Annotated in this window: 16 protein-coding genes; 10 read left to right on the top strand and 6 right to left on the bottom strand. The window is 71.2% G+C overall.

Annotated elements, in window-relative coordinates; all coding sequences use genetic code 11:
- Window positions 1–158 precede the first annotated feature (158 nt).
- Window positions 159–719 carry an AMIN-like domain-containing (lipo)protein gene (locus QF037_RS42920; RefSeq protein WP_444972122.1) on the top strand — a complete coding sequence of 187 codons (561 nt, stop codon included), beginning with the start codon at window positions 159–161 and terminating at the stop codon, window positions 717–719.
- A gap of 92 nt (window positions 720–811) precedes the next feature.
- On the opposite strand, the gene QF037_RS42915 is transcribed toward QF037_RS42920, so the two are convergent.
- The 5 genes from QF037_RS42915 to QF037_RS42895 all read right to left on the bottom strand — a co-directional run bounded on the left by QF037_RS42915 (window position 812) and on the right by QF037_RS42895 (window position 4,687).
- Window positions 812–1,444: an SRPBCC family protein gene (locus tag QF037_RS42915; protein ID WP_307034918.1), complete on the bottom strand. Its 633-nt coding sequence runs from the start codon at window positions 1,442–1,444 to the stop codon at window positions 812–814.
- 111 nt (window positions 1,445–1,555) lie between these two features.
- Window positions 1,556–2,476: an aminoglycoside phosphotransferase family protein gene (locus QF037_RS42910; protein WP_307037659.1), complete on the bottom strand. Its 921-nt coding sequence runs from the start codon at window positions 2,474–2,476 to the stop codon at window positions 1,556–1,558.
- A gap of 102 nt (window positions 2,477–2,578) precedes the next feature.
- Window positions 2,579–2,815, bottom strand: coding sequence for a hypothetical protein (locus tag QF037_RS42905; RefSeq protein ID WP_307034916.1), 237 nt, complete (start codon window positions 2,813–2,815; stop codon window positions 2,579–2,581).
- A 62-nt stretch (window positions 2,816–2,877) separates the two neighbouring features.
- Complete coding sequence (locus tag QF037_RS42900; protein ID WP_307034914.1) at window positions 2,878–3,318, bottom strand: Lrp/AsnC family transcriptional regulator; 441 nt, start codon at window positions 3,316–3,318, stop codon at window positions 2,878–2,880.
- Window positions 3,319–3,337: 19 nt separating this feature from the next.
- Complete coding sequence (locus QF037_RS42895; protein WP_307034912.1) at window positions 3,338–4,687, bottom strand: transaminase; 1,350 nt, start codon at window positions 4,685–4,687, stop codon at window positions 3,338–3,340.
- A 387-nt stretch (window positions 4,688–5,074) separates the two neighbouring features.
- Between QF037_RS42895 and QF037_RS42890 the strand changes: the two genes are divergently transcribed.
- The 6 genes from QF037_RS42890 to QF037_RS42865 are packed head-to-tail and all read left to right on the top strand — an operon-like array spanning window position 5,075 to window position 10,246.
- Window positions 5,075–6,412 carry an ATP-binding protein gene (locus QF037_RS42890; RefSeq protein WP_307034910.1) on the top strand — a complete coding sequence of 446 codons (1,338 nt, stop codon included), beginning with the start codon at window positions 5,075–5,077 and terminating at the stop codon, window positions 6,410–6,412.
- Complete coding sequence (locus QF037_RS42885) at window positions 6,409–6,831, top strand: roadblock/LC7 domain-containing protein (RefSeq protein WP_307034908.1); 423 nt, start codon at window positions 6,409–6,411, stop codon at window positions 6,829–6,831. The genes QF037_RS42890 and QF037_RS42885 overlap by 4 nt, the downstream gene beginning before the upstream one ends.
- A complete protein-coding gene (locus tag QF037_RS42880; RefSeq protein ID WP_307034906.1) occupies window positions 6,828–7,178 on the top strand; it encodes a DUF742 domain-containing protein in 351 nt (116 codons plus the stop codon). Before QF037_RS42885 ends, QF037_RS42880 begins: the two co-directional genes overlap by 4 nt.
- Entirely contained in the window at window positions 7,150–7,779 is a 630-nt protein-coding gene (locus QF037_RS42875) for a GTP-binding protein (protein ID WP_307034904.1), read from the top strand. Before QF037_RS42880 ends, QF037_RS42875 begins: the two co-directional genes overlap by 29 nt.
- Entirely contained in the window at window positions 7,776–9,014 is a 1,239-nt protein-coding gene (locus tag QF037_RS42870) for a cytochrome P450 (protein WP_307034902.1), read from the top strand. The genes QF037_RS42875 and QF037_RS42870 overlap by 4 nt, the downstream gene beginning before the upstream one ends.
- On the top strand, window positions 9,011–10,246 hold the full coding sequence (locus QF037_RS42865; protein WP_307034900.1) for a cytochrome P450 family protein: 1,236 nt from the start codon (window positions 9,011–9,013) through the stop codon (window positions 10,244–10,246). Before QF037_RS42870 ends, QF037_RS42865 begins: the two co-directional genes overlap by 4 nt.
- A gap of 119 nt (window positions 10,247–10,365) precedes the next feature.
- Here the strand turns inward: QF037_RS42865 and QF037_RS42860 are convergent, their stop codons facing one another.
- The gene (locus QF037_RS42860) at window positions 10,366–11,874 is read right to left on the bottom strand and encodes a helix-turn-helix domain-containing protein (protein WP_307034898.1); all 1,509 of its coding nucleotides are present in this window, start codon (window positions 11,872–11,874) and stop codon (window positions 10,366–10,368) included.
- Window positions 11,875–12,033: 159 nt separating this feature from the next.
- On the opposite strand from QF037_RS42860, the gene QF037_RS42855 reads away from it, so the two are divergent.
- The 3 genes from QF037_RS42855 to QF037_RS42845 all read left to right on the top strand — a co-directional run bounded on the left by QF037_RS42855 (window position 12,034) and on the right by QF037_RS42845 (window position 14,921).
- On the top strand, window positions 12,034–12,654 hold the full coding sequence (locus QF037_RS42855; RefSeq protein ID WP_307034896.1) for an L-threonylcarbamoyladenylate synthase: 621 nt from the start codon (window positions 12,034–12,036) through the stop codon (window positions 12,652–12,654).
- Window positions 12,655–12,765: 111 nt separating this feature from the next.
- Window positions 12,766–13,521 carry a dienelactone hydrolase family protein gene (locus QF037_RS42850; protein ID WP_307034894.1) on the top strand — a complete coding sequence of 252 codons (756 nt, stop codon included), beginning with the start codon at window positions 12,766–12,768 and terminating at the stop codon, window positions 13,519–13,521.
- A 200-nt stretch (window positions 13,522–13,721) separates the two neighbouring features.
- Complete coding sequence (locus tag QF037_RS42845; RefSeq protein WP_307034892.1) at window positions 13,722–14,921, top strand: glycoside hydrolase family 64 protein; 1,200 nt, start codon at window positions 13,722–13,724, stop codon at window positions 14,919–14,921.
- Window positions 14,922–14,979 lie beyond the last annotated feature (58 nt).

The raw sequence follows: 14,979 nt of genomic DNA, 5'->3' as shown, positions 1-14,979 counted from the left end.
TCACAGGTGAACGAATTACGGGTGCTCCGTCTCGCTCCGTCCGTTCGATCGCCGCACCGAATGTTTCGGAAATTTTTTATATCAGGACAAGGTGCAACCTTTTCTTCAACCGTGTTGTCTCACCAGATATCAGGCACATGAACATCCCGGGGGACATCATGAGACGCAGCAGAACAACGTGGGCCACCGTCGCTCTCATGGGCGCGACACTCGGCGTGGCCGCTGTACCCGCGCAGGCCGCCACCACCTGCCCCACCGGCTGGGGCAGCGTCGCCAAGCAGCAGGCGGTCAGCACGTCGGAATCGGTGACGAACGCACGGACCGGCAGTCACGCCTGCTACGACCGTCTGGTCGTGGACGTTCCGGGCGCGGCGAAGGCCCACCTCGGCTATTCCGTCCGGTACGTCGACCGACTCCAGCAGGACGGATCGGGCCGGCTGATTCCCGTCGGCGGCGGCGCCGTCCTCGAAGTACGGGTGGCCGCGCCCGCCTACGACGTCGAGACCGGCGCCCCGACCTATCCCGGACGGGTGGCCCGCCCCCTGCCGGGCGTCGACCTCGACGGATACCGCACCTTCAGGGACACCCGGTTCGCCGGCAGCTTCGAAGGAGACACGCAGTTCGGCCTCGGCGTCCGCGCCCGGCTCCCGTTCCGGGTCCTGCGGGTGGACGACCGGGTCGTGGTGGACGTGGCCCATTCATGGAGCGCCAAGCCCTGACTCCTGTGCCGGGTCGGCCCCGCCACACGGCGACGGGACCGACCCGGGGCGACACGGCGTACATCCGCCCCGTGCGAGTCCCGCCGACGTCGCTATCCCCCCGTGTAGGCCTCGACCGTCGCCGCCGTCGTGGCCGCCACCGTCTCCGGATCGGCTCCCGAGGCGGCATAGGCGGTGCCCCACTCCTCGCCGGACCGCTTGAAGAACTCCTTGGCCTCGGCCGTGCCCTGCCAGGCCTCGGACTCCTCCCGGCTCATCCCGCGACCGGCGAGGTGCATGCCGAGACCGAGGGCGATGCTGTCCCAGCCGATACCGACCGCGCCCGGCCCGAACTGGTTCCAGAAGTCCTCCGGGACCACGGCCACGTGCTCCACCTCGAACACCGTCCGCCCCTCACCCTCGGGCGTGAGCCGCACCTGGACCTCGCTGAAGCCCGGGTCGGGCCCGTACAGCCAGCTCACCCGCAGCCGCTCCGGCTCCACGCACTCGAGGATCTCGCCCCCGGCATGGCCCTCCAGCTGATAGCGCCCGCCGAGCCGGAACTCCCCGGTGACCGGCAGGAACCACCGCCCGATCCGCTCGGGGGAGGTCACCGCACCCCAGACGTCGGCGATCTCGGCGTCATAGGTGCGACGCAGCAGCACCGCATGAGCCTCCTCCGCCTCGACCTTGCGGGTGCCGACCTCCCGGTGTGCACGGTCGATCTGGTCGACGATCTCGCTCATCCCCGCTCACTTCCTCTCTCGGCGCGATGCCTCGGCCCGGACGGCGTACCTGGGGCAACGCTCGCACAAAGGGGCCGGGATCGCCTGATTCCGGCCGGGAGGCCTTGCGGGTCATGCGCCGAACCAGGCGCGGGCGAGCCCGGACAGGGTCCCTTCGGCGGGGCCCTCCAACTCCCTCAGATACCAGGGCAGGTTGCTGTACACATGCAGCAGTGTGTAGGCGAGGGCGTGGGACGGGTCGACGCCGCTGCCGTACGCCGCGGTGAGCCGGGCGAGCAGGTGGGGGTCTCCTCGGGTGACGAACAGGCCGACGCCCACGAAGTCGTAGGCGGCGTCCCCGATCATGGCGGGCTCGAAGTCGAAGAGGCCGGTCAGGCGCCAGCCGTCGGGGTCGACCAGGAAGTGCTGCTGCATGACCTCGGTGTGCAGCAGCGAGCGCCGTGGGGTGCGGGGCAGCGGAACCGAGGCGAGAAAGCCGGGGATCTGCTCCAGCCAGCTGTCCGGCAGACCGTGGCCGCGCTGCCGCGCCACGGCGTTCGCGCGCTGCCGGTCGAGAAAGGCGCCCCAGTCGCCGGGCCCGAGGACGTCCTCGAGCGGGGCCGGGTCGAGCGAGTGGAGTACGGCGAGGGCTTCGCCGATCTCGGTGACGAGGCGTTCCCGGTCGGGCCGCGGGATGCGCTCCCAGGCCCGGGCGAGGTTCTCACCGCGCAGCCGGGACATCAGGACGTACTGCCAGCCGTTCTCGTACGGCCCGAAGTCGTCCACCCCGGGCGTCGGTACGGGGAGCAACCCGTGCAGATGGGACAGGACACGGCCCTCGGCGATGCCGTCCCGGGCGGCGGAGGTGGGGAAGAGCTTGAGGACCCGGTCCTCGCCCACCGCGTAGACCGGTTGTGAGCCGTCCGGGAAGCGGGTCAGGGGCGCGTCGCCGAGTCCGAGTCGGGTGCAGAGATCCTGCGCGCCGGCCCGCATCAGCTTCTCGTCCCCGACGATCGCGTCCCACTCTTCGTCGGTCTCCACCACGGGCAGCATGATCGCGACCGTAGGCCGGGTGGTGGCGGCGGGGCAAACGGTTTTGGACATGCGGAACGCCCGGCCGGACACCCCCGGCCGAGCGCCCGTACGAACCTGCGGTCAGCCGCCGCTCAGCCGCGCGCGCAGCAGTTCCTTGCCGAGTTCGGCACCCTTGCGGCTGTCCGCCTGCGCCTTGCGGAACAGGTCCGCTACCTGGGTGTCCTTGTTCCGTTCGGCGTCCTGGATGTACGACTCGAGGCGCAGCGCGTTGCTCAGACACGCCTCCACGTACCAGATGAGGTTGTAGTCCTTGTCCGGCGTACCGGTCACGCCGCCGGTCTCCGTGCTGCTGGTCATACGGGCCTCCTCCAGCGGTTGTCGTTGCGGTGCCGTCCGGGTACCCGTCCCACGCGGGTCAATCAGCCGACGTCCCACAGGAAGCGGTGCGTGTGGATGCCGAAGTACGGAAACGAGCGGACCTCTTGGACCCCCTCGACGTTCCGTACGACGTCGTTGACGAAGTCCAGCAGGTCCCGGGGGCCGGGGGCGACCACCTCGACGAACAGGTCGAAGCCGCCGGAGGTCAGCACCGAGTAGACGACCTCGTCACGCCGGGCGAGTGCGTCGGCGACGGTCCGCGGGTCCCCGTCCACGCCGATGCCGAGCAGGGCCATCGCCTGGCCGCCCATGGCCATCGGGTCGGTGACACCGACGACCTGAACCGCCTTGGAGTCCAGGAGCCGTTGCAGGCGCTGGCGTGCGGCCGAGGCGGACAGGCCGACCTTGGGGCCGAGATCGGCGTAGGCGATGCGGCCGTCGGTCTGGAGCTCGCGCAGGATGGCCCGGTCGATCTCGTCCACGTGCTTCCTTTCGGGTCTGTCATCCGGCCAGTTCGGCCAGGGCGGCGGCGAAGACCTCGGTGTGGGTGTCCACGTCCGCCTCGGTGGTGTCCGGGCACATCAGCGCCATGTTGTGGAAGGGCGTCAGGAGGATGCCACGGTTGGCGAGGTGGACGTGCAGGAAGTCCTCCAGCTCGGCGTCACCGGCCGCTTCGGACTCGGTGCCGGTACGGGGCGCCGGGGAGGCGAAGCGGTACTCGGTGCGGGCGCCGAGCCTGCTCACCGACCAGGGCAGGGCGTGGGCGTCGATGCCCGCCCGGACGCCGGCCTCGAACCGCTCGGACAGCTTGGCCATCCGGCCGAACGCCTCGTCCGTCAGGACGTGTTCGAGTGTGGCGCGCATCGCCGCGACCGAGAGGGCGTTGCCCGCCAGGGTGCCGCCGACGCCGCCCATGTCGACGAGGTCGAGGTCGTCGCGGTCGAGGAGCCGGTCCGCGAGCTCGGCGGACAGTCCGTACGCGCCGGCCGGGATGCCGCCGCCGATCGCCTTGCCGACGGTCAGCAGGTCGGGCTCCAGGTCCCAGGCCGCCGTGCAGCCGCCGGGTCCGGCGGAGAGGGTGTGGGTCTCGTCGTTGATGAGCAGGGTGCCGTGCTGCCGGGTCAGCGCCCGGACGCCCTCCAGATAGCCCGGTTCGGGCAGCACGATGCCGATGTTGGTGAGCGCCGGTTCCATGAGGACGGCGGCCACGTCGCCGTGGGCCAGTTCGCGCTCCAGCTGCTCCAGGTCGTTGAACTCGGCGACCCGGCTGGTGAGGGTGACATCGCAGGGGGCGCCCACGTTGCCGGGGCGGGCCACGCCGTGGCCGTCGGGGCCGACGACGATCAGGGACTCGTCGACGCTGCCGTGATAGCTGTAGCTGTTCACCAGGATCTTCGGGCGGCCGGTGACGGCGCGGGCGAGGCGGATGGCCCACCGGTTGGCGTCGGTCGCCGTCAGCGAGAAGCTCCAGCGGGCGAGTCCGAAGCGGCGGGTGAGTTCCGCGCCGACCCACTCGGCGTCCTCGGTCGGCAGCATCGCCGTGGCGCCGCCCTGTTCGGCGAACCGGCGCTGGACCGCCTCGGCCACCGGTGCGGGCGAGTGTCCGGCCATCGCGCCCGTGTCGCCGAGGCAGAAGTCGATGTACTCGTGTCCGTCGATGTCGGTGACCCGGGCGCCCCGGGCGGTGTCGAGGTAGCGGGGAAAGGACCCGGCGGTCTTGTTCATCCAGGTCATCGGCACCCGCCCGAAAAGATGCCCGGCGCGCGCGTACGCCTCCTCGGAGCGCGGGCAGCGGCGCTGGGCCTGCGCCCTTTCGCGGGCGAGGAGGTGCTGGAGACGGGTGCGGTCCATGGGTTCTCCGAGCGTGCGTACGAAAGAAAACGGGGCGACATCACTCTATGGCGATTGATTCGAGCGTCAAGACAATCGAATCAATCGTATCCATGGGTCACATGTCGGGGCCCTGCTCGCCTGCGAGCGGCTGCACGCCGGGGAAGATCAACGGGCGTGTGGTGATCTGCCGCGCGGCTGATCCGAGTGCGGGGAAAGCGCCAACTCTCCTTCCCCACACGGCATTTCAGACAGTCGACGCAGAAGTGAACAGAGAGCGTTCGATTTCTGAGCGAAGTCTCGATCAACCGCGCGAGAGGGGTCGGCGACGGTGTGTACTGTGCTGCGAGCGCCTAGCCACCGGCACTCGGACTCACCCCTGCCCGACTTCCCCTGGAAACCGATTCGATGATCGAATTACCGGACCTGGCTGTCGGCGGTCTCGCCGTCGGCACACTGTCCGCGCTCGCCCTCGGCGGCGGTCTGCTGCGCTCACGGCGCCAACTGACCCGGCAGCGCACCGAGACGGACGCCCTGCGCTCCCGACTCGACGCCGCGCTGCACACGTTGACGGCCGAGGTCGAGCACCTGGCGGCACAGCGCGTACCCGTCGCCGCCCGGCAGCTCGCCCACCCGCACGTGACGGTCCCGGGCCCCCTCCACCCGCACACCGCGGGAACGCCCCTGGGCATCGCCCTGGAAGGCGTGCTGCTGGGACTGCGTGCCGAGCTCTCCGCACAGCGCACCCGTATCGACGCGGCCGCGCAAGCCGGGATGCGCGGCGCCACCCGGGAGATCCAGGCGGCCCTCTACCGTTTGCAGGACGCCCTGCGTCAGCTGCAACAGCGCTATGACGACCCGGAGTTGGCGCAGACGCTCTTCCAGCTGGACCACGAGAACGAGCAGTCGCTGCGGCGGGCGCAGGTCGCCGCCGTGGTGTGCGGGGCGTGGGTGGGGCTCGCCCGCGAGGAGTCGCACCTGGTGGACGCGGTGACCGGCGGACAGTCGCGGCTCGCGGGCTACCACCGGGTGAAGGTCCACAACCATCTGGAGACGGGCACCGCCCTGGTCTCGCACGCCGTCGAGCCGGTCGCCATCATCGTCGCCGAGCTCCTCGACAACGCGCTGCGCCACTCCGCGCCCGACACCGACGTCGTGGTCAACCTGGAGCACGTGCATCACGGCGTCTGCGTCACCGTCGACGACGCGGGCGTGGGCATGACCCAGGACGAACGGGCCCACGCCCAGCGGACGGTGGCCGGTACCGAGCCGATCCTCCTCACGAGTCTCGGCGATCCGCCCCGTATGGGCCTCGCCGCGATCGGCCAGCTCACCCGGCAGTTCGATCTGGGCGTCGACCTCTCCTCGCCGTCCCCGTACGGCGGTGTCCGCGCGGTCCTGAGAGTCGAGAGCCATCTCCTCAGCCGTATCGACCCCGTCGAGCAGCCACCGGCGGTCAGCACGCCGCGCTCGACGCGCAAGGCCACGGCGGAGGCGTCCCACGGCTACGGCACCGACGACGCCGCCGCCCTCACCGGGCACCACGACGAACTGCCGCAGCGGCGCCGCCGTACCCGCACCGCCGCTCCGAAGGCATCCGCGGCCGAGCACCCGGCACGCAGTCCCGAGGACGCCGCCGCCGCGCTCGGCGCCCTGCAGTCCGGCACCGCCGCGGCCCGCGCGGACGGTGCCGCCACCGACGTACCGACGAACGAGACCGACCATAAGGGGGGACCGGCTCGATGACCAGCCGCGACGCAGGCGACACGGCATGGGTACTGGAACCGATCCTCGAGGTGCCGCATGTCGTGGCCGCCGTCCTGCTCACCCGGGACGGCCTGGTCACGGGGTACACGGACGCGCTGTCCCGGCCCTCGGCCGAGCGGGTGGCCGCGATCACCAGCACCGTGCAGGGGGCGTGCCGGACCGCCGCGGCCGCGTTCGCCGACCGGGACCGGGCCGAGATCCGGCAGGTCGTCATCGAGTCGGACCACGGGTACGTCCTCATCGTGCCGACCGACCACGGCACCTGTGTGGCCGCGTACGGAAGCGGCGAGGTGCGTCTGGACCTGCTCGCGCACCGCGTGCACTCGCAGGTGGCACGGCTGGGCGAGAAGGCGATGGCCACCGCACCCCGAGGGAGCGACGACGGCGCTCCGGCATGACCGGCCGCCCCCTGGTCCCGGCGTATCTGTCCACCGGCGGCACCGCCCGCCCCAGCCGCCCGCACCTGGAACGGCTGTCGGTCCTCACCGCCACCGGCACACCGGCGCCGGTCGGTCTCCCGGCCGCCGAACTGGCCCTCCTGGACGCTCTGGAGGAGGGCTCGCTGACGGTGGTGGAGGCCGCGGCCCTGCTCCGGCTCCCGGTCTCCGCCGTCCGTGTCCTGGCCGGCGCCCTCCTCGACCGGGACCTGGTGGTGTCCCGCGCCCCGGTCCCGCCCGCCGAACGGTTCGACCCCGACCTGCTGAAGAGAGTGGCCGATGGCCTCCGCGCCCTCAAGCACAGCTAGCAGCGCCACCGGCACACCCGGCCGCGTTCATCTGCCGGACACCGCCCGCGATCTGGTGAAGATCCTGGTCACGGGCCCCTTCGGGGTGGGCAAGACAACCCTGATCGACTCGGTGTCCGAGATCGTTCCCCTGCACACCGAGGAGCAGCTCACCGAGGCATCCGCGCAGGTGGACGACCTGGAGGGGGTGCGGGACAAGTCGACGACCACCGTCGCCATCGACTTCGGGCGGATCAGCCTGGCGGGCGGGGTCGTCCTGTATCTGTTCGGCACGCCCGGACAGGAGCGGTTCCGGTCCTTGTGGGACGACATCGCCTACGGCGCGCTCGGCGCCCTTGTCCTGGTCGACAGCCGTCGGATCGACGCCTCCTTCGACGTGCTCGGCCTGGTGGAGGAGAGCGGGCTGCCGTACACGGTCGCCTTCAACGCCTTTCCGGACGCGCCGAGCCACCACACCGAGGAACGGCTGCGTGCCGCCCTGGACCTGGAGCCGGACACACCGATGGTCACCTGTGACGCGCGGGACGCGAACTCCTCGATCGACGCACTGCTCACGCTGGTCCAGCACCTCATCGACCGCCACCCCTCGGAGAGCCGGTGACCACCTACCCCCCTGCCCGGCAGGACTTCACCCGCGCCGCCCCCGTGCGGCTGTGGGAGGACGGATTCGCCCTCGACCCGTACCGCTACTACGACGACCTGCGGGCCCAGGGCCCGGTCGGCTGGGCGGAGTTGGCGCCGGGCGTGCCGGCGTACGTCGTCACCGACCGGCGTGCCGCGCTGGAACTGCTGCACGACACGGAGACCTTCTCGCACGACCCGCGGCCGTGGGAGTCGACGGTCGCCGACGACTCCCCCGTGCTCGGCATGATGCGCTGGCGGCCCAACTCCCTGTTCGCGGACGGCGCCGCCCATGCCCGCTACCGCACCACCCTGATCGACACCTTCGACCTGGTCGAGCCGCACGACCTGCGGGCCCGCGTGCACCGGGCGGTGCATCTGCTGGTGAGCCGGATCGGGCCGAAGGGCGAGGCGGATCTGGTGGGCGAGTTCGCCCGGCCGCTGATGGCGCTGGTCTTCAACAGCCTCTTCGGGCTGCCCGACAGCCAGAGCGAGCGGCTCAACCAGGCGCTCGGCAAGATGATGGAGGGCGGCGCCCAGGCGGCCGCGGGCGAGGCCGAGTTCGGCGGCTACGTACTGGAGTTGATCGCCGCCAAGGCCGAGCGGCGCGGCGACGACCTGCCGAGCCGCCTCCTGGACCACCCGGCGGGGCTCACCCCGGAGGAGGTCACCTGGCAGGTGTTCCTCACCCTCGGGGCCGGTCACGAACCGACCGCGAACCTGGTGTCCAACGCGCTGTCCCGCATCCTCGGCAACCCGGTCTACTACTCCACCCTCACCAGCGGCGCCCGCCCGGTGATGGACGCCGTGGTCGAGGTGCTGCACCACGAGACCCCGCTCGCGAACTACGGCGTCCACTACGCCCGTCGGCCGACGACCTTCCATGGCACATGGATCAGAGCGGTGGTGCCGGTCGTGGTGTCGTACGGGGCGCTCGCGTACGTCGCCGAGCAGGAGGTCGTCGAGGGCCGCCATCCCAAGGACGCCTCCCACCTGTCCTGGTCGGCGGGCCCGCACGCCTGCCCGGTCAAGCAGCACACCCTGCTCATCGCCACCGAGGCGATCGAGCGGCTGACCCAGTGGCTGCCCGACCTCGCACCCGTGCTGCCGCGCGAGCGACTCGCCTGGCGGCCGGGCCCGTTCCACCGTTCACTGACGGCGCTGCCCGTCAGGTTCAGCCTTCGCTCCCCCGACCAGCCAGGAGATCCGTCGTGACCGCGACCGACCGCATCGACCGCTTTGTCATCGACCCGTTCGGTTCCGACATCGCGGCCGAATGCGCCCGGCTGCGCGCCTTCGGCCCGATCGTCCCCGTCGAACTGCCCGGCGGCATCCCCGCCTGGGCGCCCACGGGCTACGACACCCTCAAGGAGCTGATCCTCGACCCGCGGGTCAGCAAGGATCCGCGACTGCACTGGCGGCTCTGGCCCGAGGTCGGCGAACACCCCTCGTGGGGCTGGGTCCTCGGCTGGATCGGCGTGGTCAACATGCTCTCCACCTACGGCGCCGACCACACGCGGCTGCGCAAGCTGGTGGCGCCGAGCTTCACCCATCGGCGCACCGAGACGATGCGGCCCCGGGTGGAGGCGATCACGGCGGAGCTGCTCGACGCGGTGGCGGCGGGCGACGCCGAGGTGGTCGACCTGCGGGCGGCCCTCGCCCATGCGCTGCCCATGCGGATCGTCTGCGAACTCTTCGGAGTCCCCGACGAGTTGGTGGCCGACACCGCGCGGATGATATCGGCCATCATGGACACCTCCGACCCGACTCCGGAGCACGCGGCGTCCGTGCAGCAGCAGATCGGCACGGTGCTGCCCGCGCTGATCGCCCATTGCAGCACACACCCCGGCGACGACCTGACGACCGAGCTGATCCGGGTGCGGGACGAGGACGGCGACCGGCTCAGCGACGAGGAGCTGCTGTACACGCTGCTGCTGGTCATCGGCGCCGGCTTCGAGACGACCGTCAACCTCATCGGCAACGCGATCGTCGCACTGCTGCGGGATCCCGGGCAGCTGGCCGCGGTGCGGTCCGGGCGGGTCGGCTGGGACGCCATCGTCGACGAGACGCTGCGGCTTCAGCCCTCCATCGCCTCGTTGCCGCTGCGGTTCGCGGTCAGCGACCTCGAGGTCGGCGAGGTCACCGTCCCGGCCGGCGACGCGATCATCACCACCTTCGCCGCCGCCGGGCTCGATCCCGCCCACTACGGACCGGACGCGCACACCTTCGACGCCGCGCGCGGGGCGGACGATCATCTGGCGTTCGGGATCGGCGTGCACCGGTGCATCGGCGCTCCGCTGGCCCGGGTGGAGGCCCTGACGGCGCTGCCCGCCCTTTTCGACCGCTTCCCCGCCCTGCGCCTCGCGGTCGGGGAGGAGGAGCTGCGGCAGGTGCCGTCGTTCATCGCGTTCGGCTGGCAGGAGGTGCCGGTGCGTCCGCACGGCTGACAGCGAACAGGGGCAGGACCGGTCCCCCGTTCCGGTCGTGCCCCTGCGGCCCGTCGAACTTACGTGAACAACAGTGCCGTTGTGAACCGCACCGATGCCCGTTGCACGGCGCGGAGGGCTCACCTGTGCACAGATGAGTCCGAATGGCGCGTTTTCTCTGCGGTCAACCGGGGCGGTTCCAGCTCTCCTGTCGCCAGATGGGCCAGGACGACCTCGTAGAGATCGCTGCCGGCGGCGAGCAGTTGCCGTTCCAGGACGGGCTCCGCGCTGCGGACGTGTTCGCGCACGGTCTGTGCGTGGACACCGAGTGTCTGGGCGGTCCGTTCGGAGTTCCCGCCGACGGCGATCCAGGTGCGCAGGGTGCGGCGCAGATCGCGGGCGTCCGGGTCGAGGCGGCCCAGCAGGTCCAGGGCCCAGGTGCGCAGGGCGGGCCCGGACAGCACGTCCGCGAGCGGGACGGGCCCGGACCGCTCCCTGCCGGGCGTCTGTTCCATGCCTGCCTGGGTGTTCAGTGCCAGGTGGACCAGGGCGCGGACGGTGAGGTCGGAGAAGTCCGTGCCGAGCAGGCCCTCCACTCGCTCCATGCGGGCGCGCACGGTGTTGCGGCTGACACCCAGGACCTTGGCCGCGCTCACGGCGGTGAACTCCAGGCCGAGCCGGGTGGTGGCGAGGAGTTCGCCGTGGGTGTGGTGGGCCAGTACGTCGAGCGGGCGCAACAGGTCCGCGGTCCAGCCGTGCAGGAGCGCCGGGTCCATGAGGCGTTCCGGGTGGGTGCGTTCGGCGTAGACGGCGGCGTTGTCGGGGCGGAAGTGCGCGACGGCGAGGGCGCTGACGGCCTGTCCGTAGGCGGTGGCGGTCCGGGCCAGGGTCTGCCGGGAGCTGCCGCCGATGAAGGTGTCGGGGCGGCCTTCGACCACCGAGCGCAGCTCCCGGGCGGCGGTCTCGTCGGGGGCCACGACGATCACATGCCGGTCCACGGCCGGGCAGCGTACGACCAGGGCCCGCTCGTCGGTGGCGGCCACGCACTCCTCGGCCAGCCGGTCGCGTTCCTCGACGGTGCCTTCCACGACGTAGACGCACGCGGAGTCCGTGTCGAGCAGCCCGGGCCACAGGCCCGCGGCGACGCGGCGCGCGGAGACGATGTCCTCCACCATCAGCAGTTGCAGGATCGCCAGCCGCAGGTCGGCGGTGGCCCGTGCCAGCCGGAGTCCGGCGGCGGTCGTCTCGCGTGCCCTGAGCAGGAGTTCGACGACCTGGGCGGTGTGCGTCAGCGTGTCGGCGGCCCGCCGGTCGAAGGGCGCGGGCCGGGACACGGCCAGCACGCCCGCCGTCGCGGAGTGCGGCTGCTCCACTCCGACCAGGCGCTGGTGGCGTCCCTCGCCCTCCCAGGCGGCGGAGGCGATCCGGCCGGCGACGATCTCGGCGACCAGGTCCTCGTCGAGCGGGACACGGGTTCCGGCGAGCAGGACGCCGTCGGCGTCCTGAAGGGCGGCCGTCCCGTCCACGCTGTCGGCGAGCCAGGCGACGACCCGGCGGACGTCCCGTCCGGTGGGCCGCAGATGGTCGAGCAGTTCCTCCGCCCACGACGCGCCGGTGCCCTTCACCCGACCGTCCTCCCCGCCAGCCACGGCACCCGTCCCCTCGTCCCTCGCATCGACCTCGGCACAGTCGTCCGGGACGTTACCTCACCGATGGCCAGGGGTCTTCCCGCTGTGGACGGCGGGCCGAGCGGCCCCTGGGGCCCGGGCCTGCGTCGCCGTCGCCCCCGGACGGCATAAGCTCGGCGGATGGCGAAGTACTTCGACGTGCACCCCGACAACCCCCAGCCGCGCACCATCTCCCAGGTGGCCGACAGCATCCGGAGCGGGGCGCTCATCGCGTATCCGACGGACTCCTGCTACGCGCTCGGCTGCAAACTGGGCAGCCGTGACGGCATCGACCGGATCCGGACGATCCGCAAGCTGGACGACCGGCACCACTTCACCCTCGTCTGCCAGGACTTCGCGCAGCTCGGCCAGTTCGTACGGGTCGACAACGACGTGTTCCGCGCGATCAAGGCCTCGACGCCGGGCAGTTACACCTTCATCCTCCCGGCGACGAGGGAGGTGCCGCGCATGCTCCAGCACCCCAAGAAGAAGACGGTCGGTGTGCGCATCCCCGACCATGTCGTCACACACGCCCTGCTCACCGAGCTGGGGGAGCCGCTGCTGTCCAGCACGCTGCTGCTGCCCGACGAGGACGAGCCGATGACCCAGGGCTGGGAGATCAAGGACCGGCTCGACCATGTGCTGGACGCGGTGGTCGACTCCGGCGAGTGCGGGACCGAGCCGACGACGGTCATCGACTTCTCGAACGGCGAGGCGGAGATCATCCGGCACGGGGCGGGCGACACGACCCGGTTCGAATAGGGCCGAGGGGGTGCCGCGAGGCAGTTGGATGGCGGGTGAAACCATATCGGCGGCCCCACCTTCCCGGGCCGGCGAACTGCTCGCCGTCCACTGCGCAGAGAGGCAGCCCCCATGACCTCCGTCCAGGGAACATCCGTCGACGTCCGCACCGAGGACGGCGTCGCCGACGCCTACCTCGTCCATCCCGGCGACGGACTCCCCCACCCGGGCGTCCTGCTCTACCAGGACGCCTTCGGCCTGCGCCCGCACCTGACGTCGATGGCCGACCGGCTCGCCGGGGCCGGTTACACGGTGCTCGTCCCCAATGTCTTCTACCGTCACGGACGCTCCCCGGTCTTCGAGCTGCCCGAGTTCATCGACACCGACAGCCGGCCCGACCTCTGGGACAGCATCGGCCCGGTCATGCAGTCACTGACCCCCGAGCTCGCGATGCGCGACGCCGGCGCCTACCTGGGATGGCTGGCCGAGAGTCCGTTCGTGGCCGACGGCCCGGTCGCGCTGACCGGCTACTGCATGGGCGCCCGGCTCTCCCTGCTCACCGCGGGCACCTATCCGGACCGGGTCGCGGCCGCGGCCGGTTTCCACGGCGGGCGGCTGGCGACCGACGCCCCGGACAGCCCGCACCTGGTGGCCGAACGCATCACCGCGGAGCTGTACTTCGGCCACGCCGACGAGGACCCCTCGCTGCCGCCGGAGCAGATCCAGCTCCTGGAGGACACACTCACCAAGGCGGGCGTAAGGCACCGCTGCGAGGTCTACCCGGGCGCGCACCACGGCTTCACGCAGGCCGACACCGCCGCGTACCACCGCGAGGGCGACGAGCGGCACTGGGCGGCGCTGCTGGACCTGTTGAAGCGCACCTTCTGAAGGACGCGTTGCGGACCGTTGGGCGGCACGGCAGGCAAGTCCTGAGTGCCGCCCTTCCGTGTTCCCTTCCGTGGTCTTCACGGACACCCGAGTTCTGTCGTCGTCATTGACATGCCCGCGTCGCGGCGCAACGCTGAGAGCGCTCTCAGAACTGGTACGGACCAATCCCCCCATCCGCATCCCCCACACGGAGGTGGAGAGTGCTCGGACGACTCAGGCACCAACTCCTCGCCACGGCCGCGACGGCCACCCTGCTCGGCGGGCTGCTCGCGCTCGGAGCGGCGCAGCCCGCGAGCGGCGCGGTGCCGGCCACGATCCCCCTGAAGCTGACCAACAACTCCGGCCGCGCAGACGCCGTCTACGTCTACAACCTCGGCACCAACCTCGCGACGGGCCAGCAGGGCTGGGCCGACGCGAACGGCGCGTTCCACGCCTGGCCCGCGGGCGGCAACCCGCCCACGCCCGCCCCGGACGCCTCCATTCCCGGCCCGGCCGCCGGGCAGTCCAAGACGATCCGGATGCCCAAGTTCTCGGGCCGCGTCTACTTCTCCTACGGCCAGAAGCTCGACTTCCGGCTGACCACCGGCGGCCTGGTGCAGCCGGCCGTGCAGAATCCGAGCGATCCGAACCGCAACATCCTCTTCAACTGGTCGGAGTACACGCTCAACGACTCGGGCCTGTGGCTCAACAGCACCCAGGTCGACATGTTCTCCGCTCCCTACGCGGTGGGCGTCCAGCGCTCCGACGGCACCACGATCAACACGGGGCACCTCAAGTCCGGTGGCTACAATGCGGTGTTCAACCGTCTGCGCGCCCAGTCGGGTGGCTGGGCGGGCCTGATCCAGACCCGCCCCGACGGCACGGTGCTGCGCGCACTCTCGCCCGCCTACGGCCTGGAGACCGGAGCACTGCCCGCCTCCGTCCTGGACGACTACATCAACCGCGTCTGGCAGAAGTACGCCACCACAACGCTCACGGTGACCCCGTTCACCGACCAGCCGAACACCAAGTACTTCGGCCGGGTCTCCGGCGGCGTCATGAACTTCACCAACTCCGCCGGTGCGACCGTCACCAGCTTCCAGAAGCCGGACGCGTCCAGCGTCTTCGGCTGCCACAAGCTCCTCGACGCCCCGAACGACCAGGTCCGCGGACCGATCTCCCGCACGCTCTGCGCGGGCTTCAACCGCTCCACGCTCCTGACCAATCCCAACCAGCCGGACACCTCCTCGGCGTCCTTCTACCAGGACGCGATCACCAACCACTACGCCCGCGTCATCCACGACCGGATGGCCGACGGCAAGGCCTACGCGTTCGCCTTCGACGACGTGGGCAACCACGAGTCCCTCGTGCACGACGGGGACCCGCAACAGGCTTACCTCACGCTCGACCCGCTGAACTGATCCCTGGAGAGCCTGAAGAAGGCGCAGTTGACCGCCCATCAGCCCGGTGGTGACCGCG

This window comes from Streptomyces canus (assembly GCF_030815415.1).
Lineage (GTDB): Bacteria > Actinomycetota > Actinomycetes > Streptomycetales > Streptomycetaceae > Streptomyces > Streptomyces canus_F.
The sequence above is the reverse complement of the archived record's forward strand: the minus strand, read 5'-3'. Positions and strand labels throughout refer to the sequence as shown.

Bases quoted from the DNA above. Each gene is read 5' to 3' on its own strand.
- QF037_RS42875 (WP_307034904.1), top strand. From the start codon at position 7,150: ATGGCCTCCGCGCCCTCAAGCACAGCTAGCAGCGCCACCGGCACACCC.
- QF037_RS42885 (WP_307034908.1), top strand. From the start codon at position 6,409: ATGACCAGCCGCGACGCAGGCGACACGGCATGGGTACTGGAACCGATC.
- QF037_RS42855 (WP_307034896.1), top strand. From the start codon at position 12,034: ATGGCGAAGTACTTCGACGTGCACCCCGACAACCCCCAGCCGCGCACC.
- QF037_RS42910 (WP_307037659.1), bottom strand. From the start codon at position 2,476: ATGCTGCCCGTGGTGGAGACCGACGAAGAGTGGGACGCGATCGTCGGG.
- QF037_RS42905 (WP_307034916.1), bottom strand. From the start codon at position 2,815: ATGACCAGCAGCACGGAGACCGGCGGCGTGACCGGTACGCCGGACAAG.
- QF037_RS42920 (WP_444972122.1), top strand. From the start codon at position 159: ATGAGACGCAGCAGAACAACGTGGGCCACCGTCGCTCTCATGGGCGCG.
- QF037_RS42915 (WP_307034918.1), bottom strand. From the start codon at position 1,444: ATGAGCGAGATCGTCGACCAGATCGACCGTGCACACCGGGAGGTCGGC.
- QF037_RS42895 (WP_307034912.1), bottom strand. From the start codon at position 4,687: ATGGACCGCACCCGTCTCCAGCACCTCCTCGCCCGCGAAAGGGCGCAG.
- QF037_RS42850 (WP_307034894.1), top strand. From the start codon at position 12,766: ATGACCTCCGTCCAGGGAACATCCGTCGACGTCCGCACCGAGGACGGC.
- QF037_RS42880 (WP_307034906.1), top strand. From the start codon at position 6,828: ATGACCGGCCGCCCCCTGGTCCCGGCGTATCTGTCCACCGGCGGCACC.
- QF037_RS42890 (WP_307034910.1), top strand. From the start codon at position 5,075: ATGATCGAATTACCGGACCTGGCTGTCGGCGGTCTCGCCGTCGGCACA.